The sequence below is a fragment of the Planococcus salinarum genome, assembly GCF_007004625.1.
In the GTDB taxonomy this organism is placed as follows: domain Bacteria; phylum Bacillota; class Bacilli; order Bacillales_A; family Planococcaceae; genus Planococcus; species Planococcus salinarum.
This window is the reverse complement of sequence record NZ_VIFV01000013.1, coordinates 76598-95703: the sequence shown is the minus strand read 5'-3', so window position 1 is coordinate 95703 and position 19106 is coordinate 76598. Positions and strand designations below refer to the sequence as shown.

Sequence of the window (19106 nt, the reverse complement as noted above, 5' to 3'; positions counted from 1 at the left end):
AGGTTCGAGGTGGAAGCGTGGCGACACGTGCAGCTGACGAATACTAATCGATCGAGGACTTAACCAAAACCAATTTCGTGAACCGCTTTGTGCGCGAATTGTTTCGATGTCGTTTATCCAGTTTTGAGGGCGCAAGCACTCAAAAAAACCAGTCCAGTGACGATGGCAAAGAGGCCACACCCGTTCCCATCCCGAACACGGCAGTTAAGCTCTTTTGCGCCGATGGTAGTTGGGGGTCTCCCCCTGTGAGAGTAGGACGTCGCTGGGCTATTCTATGTTTTATTTTTGTTCCGAGATTCTTTTACCTTGCTTCCATAGCTCAGCAGGTAGAGTGCTTCCATGGTAAGGAAGAGGTCACCGGTTCGAATCCGGTTGGGAGCTTTTGTTTTTTCAAAATGAAATTCCGGTATACGGGTTTCATATCATTTATCAAGGCCCCTTGGTCAAGCGGTTAAGACACCGCCCTTTCACGGCGGTAACACGGGTTCGAATCCCGTAGGGGTCACCAAAATTATGGAGGATTAGCTCAGCTGGGAGAGCATCTGCCTTACAAGCAGAGGGTCGGCGGTTCGATCCCGTCATCCTCCACCATGTACTATTTTAAATTTCATATCGGTGGGGTAGCGAAGTGGCTAAACGCGGCGGACTGTAAATCCGCTCCTTCGGGTTCGGCAGTTCGAATCTGCCCCCCACCACCAGTTTTTATTTTCAGCATTGGGGTATAGCCAAGCGGTAAGGCAACGGGTTTTGATCCCGTCATGCCCTGGTTCGAATCCAGGTACCCCAGCCATTTTTTATGAGCCATTAGCTCAGCTGGTAGAGCATCTGACTTTTAATCAGAGGGTCGAAGGTTCGAATCCTTCATGGCTCATCTTTATTTTTCCTGCGCCTGTTCAGCGCGGGGCCTTAGCTCAGCTGGGAGAGCGCGACGCTGGCAGCGTCGAGGTCAGGGGTTCGAGCCCCCTAGGCTCCATTGTTCCATGTGTATTAGTACTATCCATGTGTAAAAATCCCGTATCCATTAAATTGGATGCGGGATTTTTTTATGGATAAAAATATACAAGTTTTTTAATCAGAAGAATCTTACTAACAAGTGTTGCGCTGTCCAGACTCCAGCGCTTTTCTTTAATTTCCGACGTACTCCGATTGCGGGCGGAATATGACGTTGTCGGCTTGCTGTTCAATGACATGGGCTGTCCAGCCGACGATCCGGGCAATACTGAACGTGGGAGTGAATAATTCGGGCGGCATTTCGATGGAACGCATGATGGCTGCCGCATAGAATTCAACGTTGGTATAGAGGGCACGGCCGGGCTTTCGTTCATTGAGCAATTGGGTAATCTGTTTTTCTGCATCCACGGCGAGATCGAGCCAAGGATCACTGCCTTGGAGTTCCAGGCATTTCCGGCGCAGAAGGATCGAGCGCGGATCTTCCGTCCGGTAAATGCGGTGGCCGAAGCCCATAATCTTTTCGCCGCCCTCGAGCTTACGGGTAATGACAGATTGGGTCCGCTCTGCTGAACCGATCTCCTCCAGCAGGGAGATGACACCTGAAGGGGCACCGCCGTGAAGCGGACCTTTCATGGTTCCGAGAGCTGAAGTGACGGCAGCCACCATATCCGATTCGGTAGAAACCGTTACCCGCGCTGCAAAGGTGGAAGCGTTCATGCCGTGCTCCATTGTCAGCTTCAAATACGTTTCGAGTGCTTCGATTTGCGCATCAGCCGGATTTTCTCCATTCAGCATCCAGAGGTAATTGGCGGTGTGGCCGAGCTGATTGCTGGGCGCAATTATTTCTTTTCCTTTTTGTAATCGGTAAAGCATGGCGGTCATCACGGGCAATGCGGAAGTTAATGCAACCGCCTGTACCACCGGTGGCAGACTCAAGTACTCCTGGTCGTAATACGCTGACAGCAATGTGCGCATCTTGTCCATGAGGGGTGCTTCTCTTGGGAGTTCTTCAGCAATCATTTGAATATACGGAGGCAGGGAACGGTATTTCACAAATTGCAGTTTCAGTGCTTCGGACCGGTCGTCTGGCGGAAACTCGCCGGTCCAGAGAAAGTAAGCCGTTTCTTCAAAACTGTGGTTGGCAATGGTCTCCTCTACAAGCCTGCCGCGATAACGAAGTTCGCCTTTGTTTCCTTCTACAGCCGCGATTTTAGTTTGAACCGCAACCACATCCTTCAATCCTTTTTGGAACATGATGATTCCTCCTTTTCTTATAGTTTACCCGGCTCTATTGATTATGAAAATTAATGATTTATAATTGAATCAATTCAAAATATTAATTGAAAGGAAGTGGCATCTATCGAGTTGGCATGGTTGAAAACATTTGCTGATGCGGCAGAAACGCTGAATTTTCGCAAGACCTCGGAGAGATTGCTGATGTCTCAACCAAGTGTCACTGTGCATATCCGTTTGCTGGAGGAAAATCTGGGTGCAGCTTTATTCCAGCGCAATAAAAACCGGGTGTCGCTGACGGAGGAGGGAAAGTTGTTCAAAGGGGAAGCGGAGAAATTGCTGCGGCAGTTGGAGCAGAGTGTGGAAAGTGTCCATTCGTTTGCACAGGGATACCGGAGAAAGTGGGTGCTGGCTATTTCGCCGCTGATGGCGGAGACGGTGCTGCCTTATTTATTGAAGTCATTTACAAAACAGCATCCGGATTTGGAGCTGGTCATCCGGGTGGAGGAATCGGAAAAGATTGAAGCCCTGGTGGAAACTGGAGAAGTAAGTGCAGGGATATCAGCCATTCAACCGGTGAGCCGAGGGCTGCACAGTGAAGTGGTTTATAAAGATGAGCTTGTTTTTGTAGTGCCGAGAGACGCTTACGATGACGAGTCGGGACCGGTAATATCAGGTGGCGGAATGCTGCAATCGCATTACCTGTTCACGCACCACCACCCGGCTTTCTGGAGTGAACTGCTGATAAAATTACGGTTGAAGATCCCGGGGCTGCGGACAATGAAAGTGACGCAGGCACATATTGCGAAGCGGTTCATCCAGGAAGGGCTGGGTGTATCGTTTTTGCCAAGGTCGATGGTGCGAAGGGAATTAATGGAAGGCAGATTGTTGGAAGTGCCCTTTGAAATGTTTTCGTTGCCGACTGCAGCAACATACTTTATAAGTAAGGACATGGGAGATCTCGAAAAAGAGTTTTTGGAAAGAATCCAGACCGTCTATTTCAGTTAGGAGGAAACCAGTATGATTATTGAGCAGCCGGGAGTGCGCCTGCGCTTGTTGAAGCGTGAGGATTTCAAAGCGTTGTGGGATTTGTATACACCGGAAATTTTCGAGCACATGCTGACGAAAGTGGAGACGTTTGATGAATTTACGGAATGGCTGGAAGCAGGATTGAATCAATCGAATGTGCTGCTGTTCGCAGTCGAGCAGCCGGATACCGGGAAAGTTGTCGGCACGACCCGGATTTTCGGAATTGACGAACTCAACAAAAGCTGTGAAATCGGTTCGACTTTTTATGCGGAAGAAATACAGGGCAGCGGTTTGAACAGCCGGGTGAAATACGCGCTGCTCGCCTATTGTTTTGAAGAGCGGGGGATGTTCCGTGTGCAATTTAAAACGGATAAGGATAATATTCGCTCGCAAAAAGCGCTCGAAGCTACAGGGGCAGTAAAAGAAGGGATCATGCGAAATGAACGCATCCGGTCCACCGGCAAGCCAAGAGACGCCGCCGTCTATTCGATCATTGATAAAGAATGGCCGAACGTGAAAGAAACCTTAGAGAACAGAATGAATAAAAATACGTAATCTTGTGCAGTTGAGCCATGTTGTTGTTAGCGGTTACAATAGGTTGGACTAAACAAGGGGGCATAAAAACATGAATAAATTAAATGTGTCAATTATTGGAGTACCGATGGACCACGGACAAAATCGCCGCGGGGTTGATATGGGGCCAAGCGCCATCCGCTACGCGGGGGTGGTGAATCGCATTGAAAACCTGGGTCATACGGTTAAGGATGAAGGAGATATTCTGGTCGGCCATGCTGACGGCAAAGTCGATACGGATACGAACCTTCGGAATATGACGGTTATCACAGAGGCAATGGAAGCATTGGGTGAGAAAGTCCAGGCGGTTACGGAAACAGGCAACTTCCCGCTTGTGCTTGGGGGAGATCACAGTATCGCCATCGGAACACTTGCCGGCATTTCACCAAACCATGAAAATCTGGGTGTCATCTGGTATGACGCGCATGCAGATATGAATACCAGCGAAACATCGCCTTCGGGCAATATCCACGGTATGCCGCTTGCAGCAAGCTTTGGACACGGCCACGAGAAATTGACGCAAATCCGTGGATTTGCGCCAAAAGTGAAGCCTGAAAATATCGTCATCATCGGCGCGCGCTCAGTAGACCCAGGCGAACGTGAATTGATTCGCGAGCGCGGCATCAAAGTTTACAGCATGCACGAAATTGATAAGATGGGGATGGATTTTGTCATCGAAGATTCCATCCGTTACCTGAAAGAAGAACGCAAGACAGACGGTGTGCATTTATCGCTCGACCTTGATGGAATCGACCCATTGTACACGCCGGGTGTCGGAACTCCGGTTCCGGGCGGCATCAGCTACCGGGAAAGCCATTTGGCTATGGAAATGCTTCATGACGCCGGTATCATCACATCAGCGGAATTTGTTGAAGTCAATCCGATCCTGGACGAAAAAAACCGTACAGCAGACGTGGCAGTGGCCCTTATCGGTTCATTGCTTGGCGAAAAATTACTTTAAAATTAGCAAAAAACAGGCGAAAGCCTGTTTTTTTATTTGCCTTACAATAAATGCTGTGAGTTATGGAATGGGAAATTGGTTAATTTGGCCGAAAATTAGATGGATTTATTTGGGTAATATTTGATACCATAGAAAAGAGAAAATAAATGAAACCTCTCAGCAGGTCATCCGTATATAAAACATAGCCGCACAGGCAGAGGGAAATGAGATCATGGATGCGTTAGTGAACAAGAGAATAGCACAAGTCATCAAAGGCGACCAGAACGCATTCGCAGAGATTGTGGAATTGTATCAGCACAGGCTGTATCAAATTTGCTATCGTATGCTCGGCAATAAACACGAAGCCGAAGATATTGCTCAGGAAGCTTTTATGCGTGCTTATGTCAATATTCATACATTCGATCAGAATAGAAAATTCTCCACGTGGCTTTATCGTATAGCTACAAATTTATGTATCGACCGGATCAGAAAGAAAAAGCCGGATTACTATCTGGACGCGGAAGTGCGCGGGGCGGAAGGACTGAATATGTACTCGAGCATTGCCAATGACGATGAGCTTCCCGAAGACGAATTGGTGAAGATGGAAATTCAGGAGCGGGTGCAATACGAGATCAGCCGCTTGCCGGAAAAGTACCGGGCAGCTATTGTATTAAAGTATATTGAAGAATTGCCGCTGGCGGAGATCAGCGAAATTCTTGATTTGCCGCTTGGGACTGTGAAAACACGCATTCACCGCGGGCGGGAAGCCTTGCGGAAGCAATTAAGCAATTTGTAGGAGGCGAGCAGGATGAAAACGTGTCCGGATTACATCGTCCAGTATATGAACGATTATTTAGACGGTGACCTTGAACCATCCGAAGAACGGGTGTTGAAAGAAAATCTGGTTACCTGCCAAGATTGTCAGCAGATTTACCATGAATTGACCAAAACTGTTGCATTCGTTCAGAGTGCATCCCAAATAGAAGCGCCAAGGGGTTTTGTGGAAGCCACGATGCGCAAACTGCCAAAACAGAATCAGCGGTCAGGCGCACAGCGCTGGTTCAAACAGCACCCATTATTCACAGCTGCTGCCATTTTCTTTGTCCTGATGAGCGCTGCATTGTTCACGAGCTTCAATAACGAGCAGCAGTTTTCGTTTACGAAGCAGCCAAACGTCATTGTTGAAGGGAATACGGTAATTGTTCCCGAAGGCGAGGTGGTGCGGGGCGACATCAAGGTGCGCAACGGTGATCTGCGGGTCGACGGAGAGCTTCATGGCAATGTCACCGTGGTGAACGGCCAGTATATGGCCTCCAGCGGGGTGATAACCGGTGAAGTGGAAGAAATTGACCAGGTGTTTGAGTGGTTGTGGTATAACATAAAAGAAGGCTTTAAAGACGCTGCATCCATTTTCAGCAATGAAGCTGCATTGGTTAACGATTAACCCCCGTCCTCACCAAGGACGGGGTTTTCTGTCTGGAATGGGGCGGCTGTTTTCGCTTTTCCATGTGTCCAGACTCCAGCCGCACAGCTCTTCGGGCAAGAGGCTGCTCCTGTCTCTGTCCCTGCATCGCTACGCTAGCTTCGGGACATGAAAGTGCGTTGCATCGCTGCGCTGCTTCGTCACAATAGATAGGCCCAAACAAGTTTGGGCTATCTCTCGCTGCCGCTATTCTTTAAAGGCAGGAGCGGATTGAATATGATATACTTATTTCATGCAGATGTAGAAAAGCGAGGGTTGCAGATGCCGTTTCTGGAGAATATTTTTAACTTAACACCACTCGAACTTATTATCAATATAGCTGATATTTTATTAGTTTGGTTCGTTTTATATAAATTGATAACAATTATTAAAGGAACAAAAGCGGTTCAGTTACTGAAAGGGATATTTGTTATCATCATCGCCCAATTGATCACGCAGGCATTGAATCTTCAGACGCTCGGCTGGATTATGCAGGAAGTGCTCAACTGGGGTTTCCTTGCAATCATCATTATCTTTCAGCCGGAGCTGAGACGTGCGCTTGAGCAATTGGGACGTGGGAAACTGTTTTCCAGCAGTACCTTGAATGAAGAATCGGAACGCAACCGGCTGATTGAAGCAATGACAAAATCAGTGAGTTACATGGCGAAACGGCGAATCGGTGCGTTGATATCCATTGAGCGCGAAACCGGATTGAGCGAGTATATCGAAACGGGAATCCCTTTGAACTCCGACATAACGTCAGAGTTGATGATAAACCTCTTCATCCCCAACACGCCTCTCCACGATGGAGCCGTTATTGTCCAGAAAAACAGAGTTGCGGCTGCCGCATGCTACCTCCCGTTATCGGAAAGTCCATTCATATCAAAAGAACTTGGAACGCGTCACCGTGCAGCACTCGGAATCAGTGAAGTTACTGATGCCATCACAATTGTTGTATCGGAAGAAACCGGCGCAATCAGTTTGACGGCGAATGGTGATCTTCACCGCAACCTGTCGCTTGAAGATTTTGAAGTGAAGCTCCGACGCATTTGGTTCGGTGAACAACAGCAAAATCAAACTTCTTCCTGGTGGAACTGGAGGGGAAAAAAGAATGGATAAAATGATGGACAACCCTTGGTTTTTGAGGATTACTGCCTTATTGCTTGCCTTTCTTATGTTCTTTTCCGTTAAAGCGGAAGAAGAAAACAATAATTCAGCGGCCAGCAATACGATGACCGAGGTTATCGAAGATGTGCCGCTTGAAGTCTATTACGACGATACAAGTTTGATGGTCAGCGGTGTACCCGCAACTGTGGATCTCCATATTACAGGGCCCAACAGCATGGTCCAGACCACACAACAGATAATGGATTTTACTGTCTTTGTGGACTTGCGCAATTTGGCTCTCGGTGAACATCGTATCCGGGTGCAGACTGAAAATATTTCCGAACAGCTGGGGGTGCGCATCGATCCGACGTTTCTGGACGTCACGATTGAGGAGCGCGTGACCCAGGAGTTTAAAATTGATGCCGAGCTGAATGAGCGGTTGATTGCTGAAGGATACGTCCTGAAAAGTATAACGGCAGATCCAAATACAGTGACCGTCAGCGGCGCGAAAAGTGTCATTGATTCCATCAGCTTTGTGAAGGCGACAGTGACAGAACAGCCCGGACTGAATGCTTCCGTAACCAGGGAAGCGCGCGTGCGCGTTCTGGCCAATGATCTGACCAAGCTTGATAATGTAACAATAGAACCGGAAGTGGTGGAAGTCGAAGCTGTCATTGAAGAATACAGCAAAGAGGTTCCACTCTCCCTCTTGCAGACCGGCACCGCACCCGAAGGGATTACAGTCGATGAAATTGAAACAGATATCAACACCGTCAAAATCTCGGGTCCGCCAAATGTCGTCGATGCAATTGAAAAATACGAAGTGGAAGTGAATATCAGCGGCGTGACCCTGACGGACACGGCGATCGAAGTGGAGCTCGCGGCTCCGGAAGGAACAAGTTCCGTCGATCCTTCCAACATTATCGTAGACGCGGATATCAGTGTGGATGAAACCGTGCTGATTCCGGAAAACGTCAATGCCATTGTTGGAGGATATGCTGATTCGGATGAAATACGGCTCTTTGAAAATCTGGCTTTAGAGGTCAGAGGGATGGAAGAAGGCAATGGAGCCGATTTCCTGGATCCTGTTAACGGCATGGTGGCGTTGGTTGCCTATGGAACCGAGGAAATGCTGAAAAATTTGAGTTTGGAAGATTTTGTGGTATATGTAGATGCAGCGGAAAAATTGGGCCGGCATGAACTGGCTGTCGCAGTCGATGGACCGGCAGAAGCCGAATGGCGGATTTCGCCAGTCAGCGCGACCGTCAATATAAGATAGGCATTATTATCCAATAGTTGTATTGGATTTAAGGAGAGAATGACAGCATGGGAAAATATTTTGGAACAGATGGAGTTCGTGGTGTGGCCAATAGTGAATTGACACCGGAACTTGCATTTAAATTAGGCCGTTTCGGCGGATATGTATTAACGAAAAGCGCGAAGGACAAACCGAAAGTTCTGATCGGGCGGGATACGCGTATCTCAGGAGAGATGCTTGAAGGCGCGCTGGCTGCCGGATTACTCAGTGTCGGAGCGGAAGTGATGCGCCTTGGTGTCATCAGCACACCAGGCGTTTCTTACCTGACCCGCGTGATGAGCGCGGAAGCGGGAGTCATGATTTCGGCTTCCCACAATCCTGTGGAGGACAACGGCATCAAATTCTTCGGTTCGGATGGCTATAAACTGTCCGATGAACAGGAAGCGGAAATTGAAGCATTGCTGGACATGGAAGAAGACACATTGCCGCGTCCAACTGGCGGCGACCTCGGAGCCATCACAAGTTATTTTGAAGGTGGCCAAAAATACATTCAGTATTTGAAGCAGACAGTCGATGAGGAATTCGATGGCATCCACGTAGCACTCGATTGCGCACACGGCGCCACTTCAACGTTGGCGACTCACGTATTTGCTGATCTTGATGCAGACATCACCTCGATGGGTGCCTCGCCGAATGGCTTGAACATCAACGATCATGTAGGTTCAACCCATCCGCATAAACTGGCGGAATTGGTAGTGGAAAAACATGCAGACATCGGACTTGCGTTTGATGGCGACGGCGACCGCCTGATTGCAGTGGATGAAAAAGGCCATATAGTCGACGGCGACCAGATCATGTATATTTGTGCCAAGCATCTTAAATCCGAAGGCCGTCTGAACAAAGACACGGTAGTATCAACAGTCATGAGCAACATGGGCTTTTACAAAGCACTTGAGTCAAATGGCATGACGAGCATTAAAACCGCTGTAGGCGACCGATATGTTGTAGAAGAAATGAGAAAAAATGGTTATAACCTTGGCGGCGAACAGTCCGGCCATATCATTTTCCTCGATTACAATACAACAGGTGACGGCTTGCTGTCGGGTCTTCAATTGGTCAATATCATGAAAATCACCGGCAAAAAACTGTCTGAGCTGGCTGCTGAAATGACGATTTTCCCGCAAAAGCTTGTAAATATCCGCGTAACGGATAAGCATGCGGTTACCGATAACGCGAAAGTGGCATCGGAGATCGAAGACGTGGAAAAAGGAATGAACGGCAATGGCCGCGTACTCGTCCGTCCATCCGGTACGGAACCATTGGTGCGCGTCATGGTGGAAGCCGCTTCAAAAGAAGACTGCGAACACTATGTCGAGCGCATCGCCGAAGTGGTGCGTGCAGAAATGGGCATGAGCTGACGTTTGAATAGTGAGAATCCGCGAACTTACCTGTTCGCGGATATTTTTATGCCAAAGAAATCGGCAGCTGCAGAGTCGAATGAGCCATTTGAATCATTTGCGCTTTTACATGGAGCGGGGTATGATAAGGATGTCTGTTTAGGACCGCATAAAAAGGGGGATAGCAGTAGAGCGTATGAGGAAACTAGTTGAAGCGCCTGTACTGGAAAAATTGGACGGACAAGTCATTTTCCAGTAGACGAGGAGGAGGAGTATCGAGATTTCGGCGGATACCTCCCGGCCGTGAAGCCCGGTCGTGATGTTCATCTTCAAAGCAGTTGAGCGATCAGCTGTACAACAGGATGAATGGGCTCGAAACAATGCGTCCGCGTATATTGGCGAACGCTTATTTTGATATTGCAAAAACATTGGAGGAATTATAATTATGTGTGGAATTGTCGGTTATATTGGAGAAAAAGATTCAAAAGAGATCTTATTAAAGGGTTTGGAGCGCTTGGAGTATCGCGGATATGATTCAGCGGGTATTGCAGTGCGCAACAGCGAAGGCATCACGGTATTTAAAGAAAAAGGACGTATTGCGGATCTGCGCGGCGCCGTCAGCGGAGACGTTACAGGAAACACCGGGATTGGGCATACACGCTGGGCAACACACGGCAAACCGAGCAAAATGAATGCTCACCCTCACCAGAACACGTCTGACCGTTTTACGATTGTGCATAACGGCGTAATCGAAAACTATCATCACCTGCAGCGCGATTATTTGGCTGATGTGGCAATGGAGTCGGATACAGATACGGAGATCATTGTGCAATTGATCGGCAAGTTCGTAGAAGAAGGCCAGACGACGCAGGAAGCTTTCAGCAAAGCACTTCAGCTCATGAAAGGCTCTTACGCCATCGCGTTGCTTGATGCAGAAGAAGCGCAGACGATTTTTGTTGCGAAAAACAAGAGCCCATTGCTTGTTGGACTGGGCGAGGGTTTCAATGTTGTGGCATCTGATGCAATGGCGATGCTGCAAGTGACGGACCAGTTTGTTGAATTGATGGACAAGGAAATCGTAATCGTCCGCAAAGACAGCGTGGACATCCTGACGCTTGCAGGCGAAAAAGTGGAACGCGCGCCGTTCACTGCTGAAATCGACATGAGCGATATCGACAAAGGCACCTACCCGCATTATATGCTCAAAGAAATCGATGAGCAGCCGGCCGTGATGCGCAAAATCATCCAGGCTTACCAGGGCGAAAACGAAAAACTGACCATCAAACCGGAAATCCTGGATGCGTTGCAGACAGCAGACCGTTTGTATATCATCGCAGCGGGAACAAGCTTTCATGCTGGTTTGATCGGCAAGGAATATTTGGAGAAAATGGCGGGCATTCCGGTGGAGGTGCATGTAGCGAGTGAATTCGGCTATAATATGCCGCTTCTTTCAGAGCGGCCGATGTTCATCTTCATTTCACAGTCAGGTGAAACAGCTGACAGCCGCCAGGTGTTGGTGCGCATCAAAGAGCTGGGCTTCCCATCACTGACCATCACAAACGTGTCGGGATCGACCTTGTCACGTGAAGCGGACTATACGTTATTGTTGCATGCAGGACCTGAAATCGCAGTAGCCTCTACAAAAGCTTATACAGCACAATTGGCGGTTCTTGCGATTCTGTCAGCAGTATCGGCAGAAGCACGCGGGCGCGAGCTTGGTTTTGACCTCGTGCAGGAAATGGGGATTGTGGCGAATGCCATTCAGGCGCAAGTCGACATGAAAGAAGAAATCGAGCAATTGGCGCATGACTACCTTTCCACGACACGCAATTGCTTCTTCATCGGCCGTTTGATGGATTATTTCGTCGGACTTGAAGGTGCATTGAAGTTGAAAGAGATTTCCTATATCCAGGCGGAAGGCTTTGCCGGCGGCGAGCTGAAGCACGGAACAATCGCATTGATCGAGGAGGGCACGCCTGTCATAGCACTTGCGACGCAGGAATCCGTCAACTTGAACATCCGAGGCAACGTCAAAGAAGTGGCGGCGCGCGGCGCGAACACGATGATTATTTCAATGAAGGGCCTGAACGAAGACGGCGACAGCCACGTTCTTCCGCCAGTGCATGAACTGTTGACACCGCTTGTATCGGTTATCCCGTTGCAGCTGATCAGCTATTACGCAGCGCTTCACAGAGACTGTGACGTCGATAAGCCACGTAACCTGGCGAAATCGGTTACGGTTGAATAGAACATGGACTAACAGAACCGGATCCTTTGGGATCCGGTTTTTTTTGATGCCGGTTGGAAATGGCAATTTGCACAACAAAAAACAGACCAGGAAAAAGATCCTGGTCTGTAACGCTTATTATTCTCTTACATTCTTCCGAAGCCAGTAAAGTGGTCGCCCCAATAAGAGCCGTAGATGTCGTCAACGCCCACGCCGCCGTTGTTAGCGGAGATCATTTGGCCGTTTCCGATGTAAATCCCAACGTGAGAGATTCCCGGTTTGTATGTGCCGGAGAAGAAAACAAGATCACCCGGTTGCGGAGTGCTGACTTTCGTTGCCATATTGTAATAACCGGCTGCGTTTGTGCGGCTGATATCGTAGCCTGCTTTATTCATGGTGTAAGAAATATATCCGCTGCAGTCAAATCCTGCTGGCGTAGAGCCGCCCCATACGTATGGCACTCCTGTATATTGTTTCGCTATCGATGCGAGTGAAGAGGAAGGATTGCTGACTGTTGTCACTTCCGGCGCTTTCGTGCTGCTTGCAGTTGCAGATGCAGTGGTGCTTGTTTGGAATGTTTGGCCAGGATAAATCATGTTTCCTGTAATGCCGTTGATGCTTTGCAGGCTGGAAACTGATGTTCCATGGTCCTGTGCGATATTCCATAGCGTATCTCCGGATTTCACTTCATAGGTAGATGCACTTGCAGGTGCAACGATGGCAGCTGAAAGGGCAGCAGTGGCAGTAAAGGCTAATAATGCTTTTCTAGTTTTTTTCATTTTCCGCTCCTTGATTGTCTGGAATTCACTGTATTCATATGCTTGAATAGCGATTCTCGTATTTTATTTGCTAAGCCAGAATGTCTAGAGGAATATATTAACTATCTGATACTTCATATCAATTATCTCTGAAGCCATGCTTAGTGTAGCATGCGTATATATCGAATGAAACCCATGTAATGGTTTTGTTAACACATTTAAATATTTTGATATATTTTTGATATATTATTACTTTATCCAAATAATATATTAAAAATTCTTTCAATTAATAAAAATCCTGCATGAATCTCTTGGATAAAGGGTTTTGGAATTTGCCCAATGAATGAAAAGGACTCTTACCCCAAAAAAGTGTCTGAAATTCTTACATAAAATGGAGCGAAAATTACAGTGGACTTAAATTCTTTTCCGGTACAAAACATCAAGCGAGTATAAAATTGAATTGCAAAATTCAGTATTTTTGTATTTTAATGGGCTTTCGAGTGGTATGATAAAAGGAAAAATTGAAGGTGCTGCCGGATGAAACGGGAGGCTTGAGCCAGGAGGGGAAAAGGGATGCTGCGGTTTATCGATGATCTGGCAGGTGCAATCTACGATGTTTTCGATATGCTGTTAAAAGGCTTGAGCTACGTTATCGCGGGCATGCTGATTGTCGGTGTGCCGCTTTATGTGATTGCCTGGATTCTCAATACTTTCGGTCATCTGCTTTATTGAAGGATTTAAAAAGAGAAAGGCTCTATAGTTTGGATTGAGAAAGCAGGAGGTTGCCGCATGGAAAATCAGGCATACGCAAATTGGGGCGGGCATGTGGTCAGCCTGACCTGGCTTCCACAAAAAATGCTCGAGCAGAGCGACATCGTGACGAGTGTCCACGGCTACTGCTTTTTGGAAGACAAAATTGTGCTGGTCCATGTGGACGGGCGGGGCTTCCATGTTCCGGGCGGGCACATGGAGGCGCATGAAACGCCGGAAGAAACCTTGCACCGGGAAGCGTATGAAGAAGCCTGTGTGACAGGGGATATAAAATATATCGGCGCAATTCAAGTCGACCATACAGAAAACGAGAAATTTGTGGAGAATGGAAAATACCCGCGTATCGGGTATCAACTGTTCTATAGAATGGACATCACCGAATGCTTGCCGTTCCGGCGGGAGCACGAGACGCTTTCCCGTATTTGGGTAGAGCCGGAAGAAGCGCCGTATGTAATGGAGGACCACGAAATAGCGTTATTGGTCTTGAAGGAAGCGCTGAACAATAAAGAGGAAAACGGAGTGACTCTCAAAACATGAAACTGGAAACTGAACGATTACTGATAGTCCCTTGCACGGCAGAAGTCGTGACGGTACTTACTGAACAAAACTACAAGAATGGGCCGCAGGTTTGGGGTCATTTGGAGAAATTGGCGGAAGATCCAAGCATCCTTTATTGGGGGCCCTGGCTGGCACTGCTGAAATCCAACAGCACCGTAATCGGGGATTTGGGATTCAAAGGCAAGCCGGACAACAAGGGAGCCGTCGAGATCGGCTATGGGCTGCTTGAGGAATATTGGCATAAAGGGTATGCGACGGAAGCGGTCGGGGCGTTGATGGACTGGGCGTGGCAACAAGGCGTCCGCAAGATCAAGGCAGAGACGCTGCGCGGCAATCCGGCATCGATCCGGGTGCTGGAAAAGCTCGGGATGAATGTGGCCATCAAGAGCGATGACATGATTTATTGGGAAAAAAATAAAGCGTGAAAACGCATGTGGCCACAGAAGAACGAAAAAAAACCAGAAAGATTTGCGGAAGTTGACGTTTTTAAGAGGAATGGAGGAGCCACAGGAATGATCAAAGGCCTTTACGAAGCCCATTTACCAGTGCGGAATCTGGCAAAGTCGATTGAGTTTTATAAAAAGTTGGAATTGGAGCTAGCGTACCAAACAGACAAACTCGCTTTTTTCTGGCTCGAAAAAGGACGTAGCTGGCTGGGCTTGTGGGAAACGGAGAAAGCGGAAACGCCTTACCACCCGTCGCTGCGGCATATTGCGTTTCATGTTTCGATAGAAGATTTACGAAACGCCAAGGATTGGTTGGAAACGAGAGGAGTTGCGGGCAGGACGGCTTTCGGTTTTTCACCCGAACAGCAGCCGTTGATCCTGCCGAACAACCCTCATGCGCATGCGGCGATTTATTTTCATGACCCGGATGGCAATTCACTCGAATTGATCGCTCCGCTGCGGTTGGATGTCGAGGAAGAATTTGAAATAATGTCGCTGGATGAATGGGACAGAAAGCATTCGCAGCGATAGAGTCAGCGGGGAAAGGGGAGTTCGGCATGCTGAAGTACAGGCTGTGCCTGATTCGCAATAAAGACCACTGCCTGTTGCTGAAGCTGAATTCGAAAGAGTTCAGCTTTTCTGTGTCCCGTAATAATTTTCTATTCCAAACATATTTTGATTTAAATTATCTCGAATTCAGCCGATAATGATAAGATGAACAGAAAAGCGGGTTGAGAAAGAAAGAAGCGGGACAATAGGGGGATAACATGGAACAATTACAGCATTCGGAAATGAAAGTCCAGCAATTATTGAGCATTTTGGAAGCGTCCAAACAATTGAATTCAAATTTGGAGATAGAGGACGTGTTCCAGAACATCCTGCTGCAGATGGTGACAGTCATCGGAGCGGAGGCGGGCACGCTGTGGGTGCTGGATTCGGACGGGGAAGAAATCCGGGTGGTCGCGGCCTACGGGGAGTCGGCCGACAAGATTTTGAACATCCGTTTGAAAAAGGATGAAGGCATCGCCGGCAAGGTGATCATGAGCGGGGAGCCATTATTGATCTGCAATGTCGAAGAGCATCCGGACTGGTCGAATTGGGTGGACCAGTCGAGTGGCTTCGTGACGAAATCGATGATTACGGTGCCGCTCGCAGTCAAAGGCAAAGTGCTGGGGTCGCTGCAGCTGTTGAATAAAAAGCAGTCGAATTTCTTTGCAGAAGAAGATGTTTCCCTGGCAGTGGCACTGGCCAGCCAGTCGGCGATGGCGCTTCATAACAGCCAGATGTACGACGAGCTGCAGCAGATGTTCCTCAGCATGATCCAAACGCTTGCCAAAGTGCTCGATGCACGCGATCCGTACACGGCCGGGCATTCGGAGCGGGTGGCCAATTATTCGGTGTGGATTGCCGGCAAGCTCGGCATGGCACCGGACAAGATGAAGGAATTATACAAAGCCGCACTCCTGCATGACGTCGGGAAAATTGGCATACCGGATGATATTTTGCGGAAACCCGACCGGCTGACGGCGGAGGAATACGCGTCAATCCAATTGCATCCGGTGATCGGTGCCGATATCTTATCGAACATGGAACCCAAAGGGGTCATGATAGACGTCATCCAAACTGCCCGGTCGCATCACGAACGGCTTGACGGCACCGGCTATCCTGACGGATTGAAAGGGAAAGAGATTTCCCTGTTCGCCCGCATCGTCGGCGTCGCGGATACGTTCGATGCCATGACGACGGCGCGCTCCTACAGCAAAGGCATGTCCTACCATGACGGTGCGGCAGAGTTGACCCGCTGCAAAGAAATGCTGTTCGACAGTGAAATCGTCGATGCTTTTACAGCGGTGCTGGTGGAGTGTGATTACAATTTGGCGCAGTACGAAGCGGACCATAAAAAAGAGTACCGCCTATGAGCCAGTTCGATTACCTATTGATCGGACATTTAATCGGCGATTTTTTGCTGCAGACTTCGTGGATGGCGAAGTATAAAGCGGCGAAATGGCTTCCTTTATTGGTGCATGTGGCGGTTTATACCGTTGTCGTCAGCGTATTCGGCGTTTTGTCCGGCGGTTTGTCGCTGGCGGCGATCGCATTGATTTTCTTCAGCCATAGCGTCCTGGACCGAAAAACCTTTGTGGCATTTTGGGTCCGGAAGATACAGACAGCGAAGGGTCCGGAACAGGCCTGGCTGTGCATTGTGGCCGACCAGATTTTTCATATCATCATTTTGGCGATTGCCATCGCTATTTCGTAGGAGAGTGACAGATGGATTTTGCACCGAAAGTATTCGTGATGGAACGCAGTTATGAGTTGAGCAAGGAAGAAGTCTGGGGATTGCTTGCAGACAACGATCGGATGAACCAGTATATCGGTTTGTTTCCGGTGTCATTCAGCACGGTGAAAAAGGATGGGCAGGGCATTTTTTACAGGGAAGCCAACGCAACAGCTGCCGGAGTCATCCCGATGGTCTGGCAGGAGTTGCCGTTTCAATGGGAAGAATTCAGAAATTACCGGATCGAGCGCCGTTATATCAAAGGACCATTGAAATATTATACGTGGCACATCGAATTTCTGGACACTTCGAAAACTGCCGAGGCGAACCAGACCACGGTGCGGCTGACCGCCGAGTTCACCCCGAAAAATTTGGTGGGACTCATGTCAATTTATGCCGTTGCGGTAAAATCGATGAAAAAAGCATTGGATTACCTGGATGATTACCTGAAGTCCGGAGCGCAGAAACTGCATGAGGCACCGCAGAAAAATGCCAGACATAAAATCGATCTGGCGGAACTGGAGCGGCTGGAGACGGTGCTCCGGAATTGGCCGGTGGAAGAGGAACAAATTGGCCTGCTGCACCAGTATCTCACGGAAAAGAGCGACCACGATGCCGCGCTGATGGAACCGTTTAAAATTGCGGAGCAATGGGGAGCGGATCCGGACGCGGTGCTGCGATTATTTCTGTATGCCACCAAATCCGGCATCCTGAATTTGAGCTGGAATCTGATCTGCCCGAATTGCCGGGTGTCGAAGTCAGCCAATACGTCCCTGTCAGGTCTGACGGCCGACTTCCACTGCGATTTATGCGGAATCAATTACGATGCCAGTTTCGATCAATTTGTCGAACTTCATTTCTCCGTTCATCCGGCGATACGAAAAGCCTACGCGGAAGTGTATTGTGTCGGCGCGCCGATTATCACGCCGCACGTCAAAGTGCAGAAAATCATCGAACGTGGCATGTCTGCCCGCTTTCCTGTACCGGAAACGGAAGGGAACTGGCGGCTCCGTGTTTTGCAGTCGAATGAAATGGTATATGTGGAAAGGGCAGGTGCAGAATCGGAAACGGCCATCGGCTTTACCGATGGCGGCTGGTCTGAGTCCCGGTTGTTGCCGGTTTCGGAACTGATGGTCCACAATTCGAGTGGCCGTGATATCGTCGCGGTGCTGGAACAGGCGGATTGGAGCAAGAATGCTGTGACGGCTGCCCAAGTGACGGCGATGCAGGAATTCCGGGATCTGTTCTCTTCTGAAGTGTTGTCACCCGGTCAACAGATCGGCATCGATCATGTGACGATTCTGTTCACTGACCTGCAAGGCTCGACGTCGCTGTACGAAACGGTCGGCGACGCTAATGCCTACGGCCAGGTCAATAAACATTTCGATTTTCTTTCGCTGTGGATTGGCAAGAACAGCGGCAGTGTCGTGAAAACGATAGGTGACGCAGTCATGGCCGTTTTCCATTTGCCGGAAGATGGCTTGCGGGCGGCGCTGGAGATTCAGCAGCATGTTGCGGAATTCAATAAGGATAAGAAGGACCCCATCGTGCTGAAAGTCGGCCTGCACAGCGGACCGGCAATTGCCGTTACGTCCAACGACCGGCTCGATTATTTCGGCCGGACCGTCAATCTGGCGGCGCGCATCCAGGGCCAGGGATTGGGCGGTGACATCATCTTCAGCCGTGATTACCTGGATCAGCCGAAGCTGCGTGCCCTTGTGGAGCAGGATGGCGTGAAGATGGAGGCGTTCCCGGCGAAATTGAAAGGGATCCAAGGGGAAGTGGAGCTGGTGAGGGCTTGTGTGGGTGATGGCGTGATTGCCGAAGCCATTTCTCCATATGCGTTTAACTAATAATTTTTAATAACCGATATTCCGCAAAATAGCTTCGCTTGCCTGGGGGCTCGCGCTGAGCTAACTCGGTCTCGTTTCACTTCGCCCGAGTGGATCTCAGCACTTCGTCGGCATTCGCCTGCTCCCCTGGGCGTCTCGCTGTTTTGCTCCATATCTTAGAGACCTCACAGCCGTAGTTACTTCGGCACCGCCAGCGCAGGCGAATGCCGATGGAGCAAAGACGAGTGGGCTTCTCAGCTTATTGTGTGAGTTATAACCTTTGCCC

At 49.0% G+C, this 19106-nt stretch carries 18 protein-coding genes, 7 tRNA genes and 1 rRNA gene; 24 read left to right on the top strand and 2 right to left on the bottom strand.

The annotated features are described in order from the left end of the window. Positions 1–152: 152 nt before the first annotated feature. The 8 genes from rrf to DIJ65_RS09610 all read left to right on the top strand — a co-directional run bounded on the left by rrf (position 153) and on the right by DIJ65_RS09610 (position 973). Positions 153–268 (top strand): 5S ribosomal RNA (gene rrf, locus DIJ65_RS09645). 40 nt (positions 269–308) lie between these two features. Then, a tRNA-Thr gene (locus DIJ65_RS09640) sits at positions 309–381 on the top strand. Positions 382–433: 52 nt separating this feature from the next. Then, positions 434–508 (top strand) — tRNA-Glu (locus DIJ65_RS09635). Positions 509–515: 7 nt separating this feature from the next. Beyond that, positions 516–591 (top strand) — tRNA-Val (locus tag DIJ65_RS09630). A 23-nt stretch (positions 592–614) separates the two neighbouring features. Continuing rightward, a tRNA-Tyr gene (locus DIJ65_RS09625) sits at positions 615–698 on the top strand. 17 nt (positions 699–715) lie between these two features. Then, positions 716–790: transfer RNA gene (locus DIJ65_RS09620), tRNA-Gln, on the top strand. A gap of 8 nt (positions 791–798) precedes the next feature. Continuing rightward, a tRNA-Lys gene (locus tag DIJ65_RS09615) sits at positions 799–871 on the top strand. A 29-nt stretch (positions 872–900) separates the two neighbouring features. Continuing rightward, a tRNA-Ala gene (locus tag DIJ65_RS09610) sits at positions 901–973 on the top strand. Positions 974–1125: 152 nt separating this feature from the next. Here the strand turns inward: DIJ65_RS09610 and DIJ65_RS09605 are convergent. Beyond that, positions 1126–2205, bottom strand: coding sequence for a citrate synthase/methylcitrate synthase (locus DIJ65_RS09605; RefSeq protein WP_117301417.1), 1080 nt, complete (start codon positions 2203–2205; stop codon positions 1126–1128). A gap of 96 nt (positions 2206–2301) precedes the next feature. Here DIJ65_RS09605 and DIJ65_RS09600 point away from each other — a divergent pair, with 96 nt between their 5' ends. The 9 genes from DIJ65_RS09600 to glmS all read left to right on the top strand — a co-directional run bounded on the left by DIJ65_RS09600 (position 2302) and on the right by glmS (position 12198). Further along, positions 2302–3192 carry a LysR family transcriptional regulator gene (locus DIJ65_RS09600; RefSeq protein ID WP_230321363.1) on the top strand — a complete coding sequence of 297 codons (891 nt, stop codon included), beginning with the start codon at positions 2302–2304 and terminating at the stop codon, positions 3190–3192. A gap of 12 nt (positions 3193–3204) precedes the next feature. Then, the gene (locus DIJ65_RS09595) at positions 3205–3768 is read left to right on the top strand and encodes a GNAT family N-acetyltransferase (protein ID WP_071152034.1); all 564 of its coding nucleotides are present in this window, start codon (positions 3205–3207) and stop codon (positions 3766–3768) included. Positions 3769–3838: 70 nt separating this feature from the next. Continuing rightward, positions 3839–4747 (top strand): arginase, encoded by a 909-nt coding sequence (gene rocF / locus DIJ65_RS09590; protein ID WP_071152035.1) that lies wholly within the window; start codon positions 3839–3841, stop codon positions 4745–4747. Between the two features lie 211 nt (positions 4748–4958). Then, positions 4959–5522 carry an RNA polymerase sigma factor SigW gene (gene sigW / locus DIJ65_RS09585; protein WP_071152036.1) on the top strand — a complete coding sequence of 188 codons (564 nt, stop codon included), beginning with the start codon at positions 4959–4961 and terminating at the stop codon, positions 5520–5522. Positions 5523–5534: 12 nt separating this feature from the next. Further along, a complete protein-coding gene (locus DIJ65_RS09580; protein WP_071152037.1) occupies positions 5535–6170 on the top strand; it encodes an anti-sigma factor in 636 nt (211 codons plus the stop codon). 300 nt (positions 6171–6470) lie between these two features. Further along, positions 6471–7307: a diadenylate cyclase CdaA gene (gene cdaA / locus DIJ65_RS09575; protein WP_071152052.1), complete on the top strand. Its 837-nt coding sequence runs from the start codon at positions 6471–6473 to the stop codon at positions 7305–7307. After that, positions 7300–8574 (top strand): CdaR family protein, encoded by a 1275-nt coding sequence (locus tag DIJ65_RS09570; protein WP_117301415.1) that lies wholly within the window; start codon positions 7300–7302, stop codon positions 8572–8574. The genes cdaA and DIJ65_RS09570 overlap by 8 nt, the downstream gene beginning before the upstream one ends. A 47-nt stretch (positions 8575–8621) precedes the next feature. Then, on the top strand, positions 8622–9971 hold the full coding sequence (glmM, locus tag DIJ65_RS09565; protein WP_071152040.1) for a phosphoglucosamine mutase: 1350 nt from the start codon (positions 8622–8624) through the stop codon (positions 9969–9971). A 424-nt stretch (positions 9972–10395) separates the two neighbouring features. Further along, positions 10396–12198: a glutamine--fructose-6-phosphate transaminase (isomerizing) gene (glmS, locus tag DIJ65_RS09560; protein WP_071152041.1), complete on the top strand. Its 1803-nt coding sequence runs from the start codon at positions 10396–10398 to the stop codon at positions 12196–12198. A 125-nt stretch (positions 12199–12323) separates the two neighbouring features. Here glmS and DIJ65_RS09555 read toward each other — a convergent pair whose 3' ends face one another. Continuing rightward, a complete protein-coding gene (locus DIJ65_RS09555; protein WP_071152042.1) occupies positions 12324–12956 on the bottom strand; it encodes a C40 family peptidase in 633 nt (210 codons plus the stop codon). Between the two features lie 552 nt (positions 12957–13508). On the opposite strand from DIJ65_RS09555, the gene DIJ65_RS16335 reads away from it, so the two are divergent. The 7 genes from DIJ65_RS16335 to DIJ65_RS09525 all read left to right on the top strand — a co-directional run bounded on the left by DIJ65_RS16335 (position 13509) and on the right by DIJ65_RS09525 (position 18841). Further along, positions 13509–13667 carry a hypothetical protein gene (locus tag DIJ65_RS16335; RefSeq protein WP_169816769.1) on the top strand — a complete coding sequence of 53 codons (159 nt, stop codon included), beginning with the start codon at positions 13509–13511 and terminating at the stop codon, positions 13665–13667. A 57-nt stretch (positions 13668–13724) separates the two neighbouring features. After that, a complete protein-coding gene (locus tag DIJ65_RS09550; RefSeq protein WP_071152043.1) occupies positions 13725–14243 on the top strand; it encodes an NUDIX domain-containing protein in 519 nt (172 codons plus the stop codon). Beyond that, positions 14240–14689 (top strand): GNAT family N-acetyltransferase, encoded by a 450-nt coding sequence (locus tag DIJ65_RS09545; protein WP_071152044.1) that lies wholly within the window; start codon positions 14240–14242, stop codon positions 14687–14689. The genes DIJ65_RS09550 and DIJ65_RS09545 overlap by 4 nt, the downstream gene beginning before the upstream one ends. Positions 14690–14776: 87 nt before the next feature. Beyond that, a complete protein-coding gene (locus DIJ65_RS09540) occupies positions 14777–15241 on the top strand; it encodes a VOC family protein (RefSeq protein ID WP_071152045.1) in 465 nt (154 codons plus the stop codon). A gap of 236 nt (positions 15242–15477) precedes the next feature. Next, entirely contained in the window at positions 15478–16629 is a 1152-nt protein-coding gene (locus DIJ65_RS09535) for a GAF and HD-GYP domain-containing protein (RefSeq protein WP_071152047.1), read from the top strand. Continuing rightward, positions 16626–16970, top strand: coding sequence for a DUF3307 domain-containing protein (locus DIJ65_RS09530; RefSeq protein ID WP_071152048.1), 345 nt, complete (start codon positions 16626–16628; stop codon positions 16968–16970). The genes DIJ65_RS09535 and DIJ65_RS09530 overlap by 4 nt, the downstream gene beginning before the upstream one ends. Positions 16971–16981: 11 nt before the next feature. Then, positions 16982–18841 (top strand): adenylate/guanylate cyclase domain-containing protein, encoded by a 1860-nt coding sequence (locus DIJ65_RS09525; RefSeq protein WP_117301413.1) that lies wholly within the window; start codon positions 16982–16984, stop codon positions 18839–18841. Positions 18842–19106: the final 265 nt, after the last annotated feature.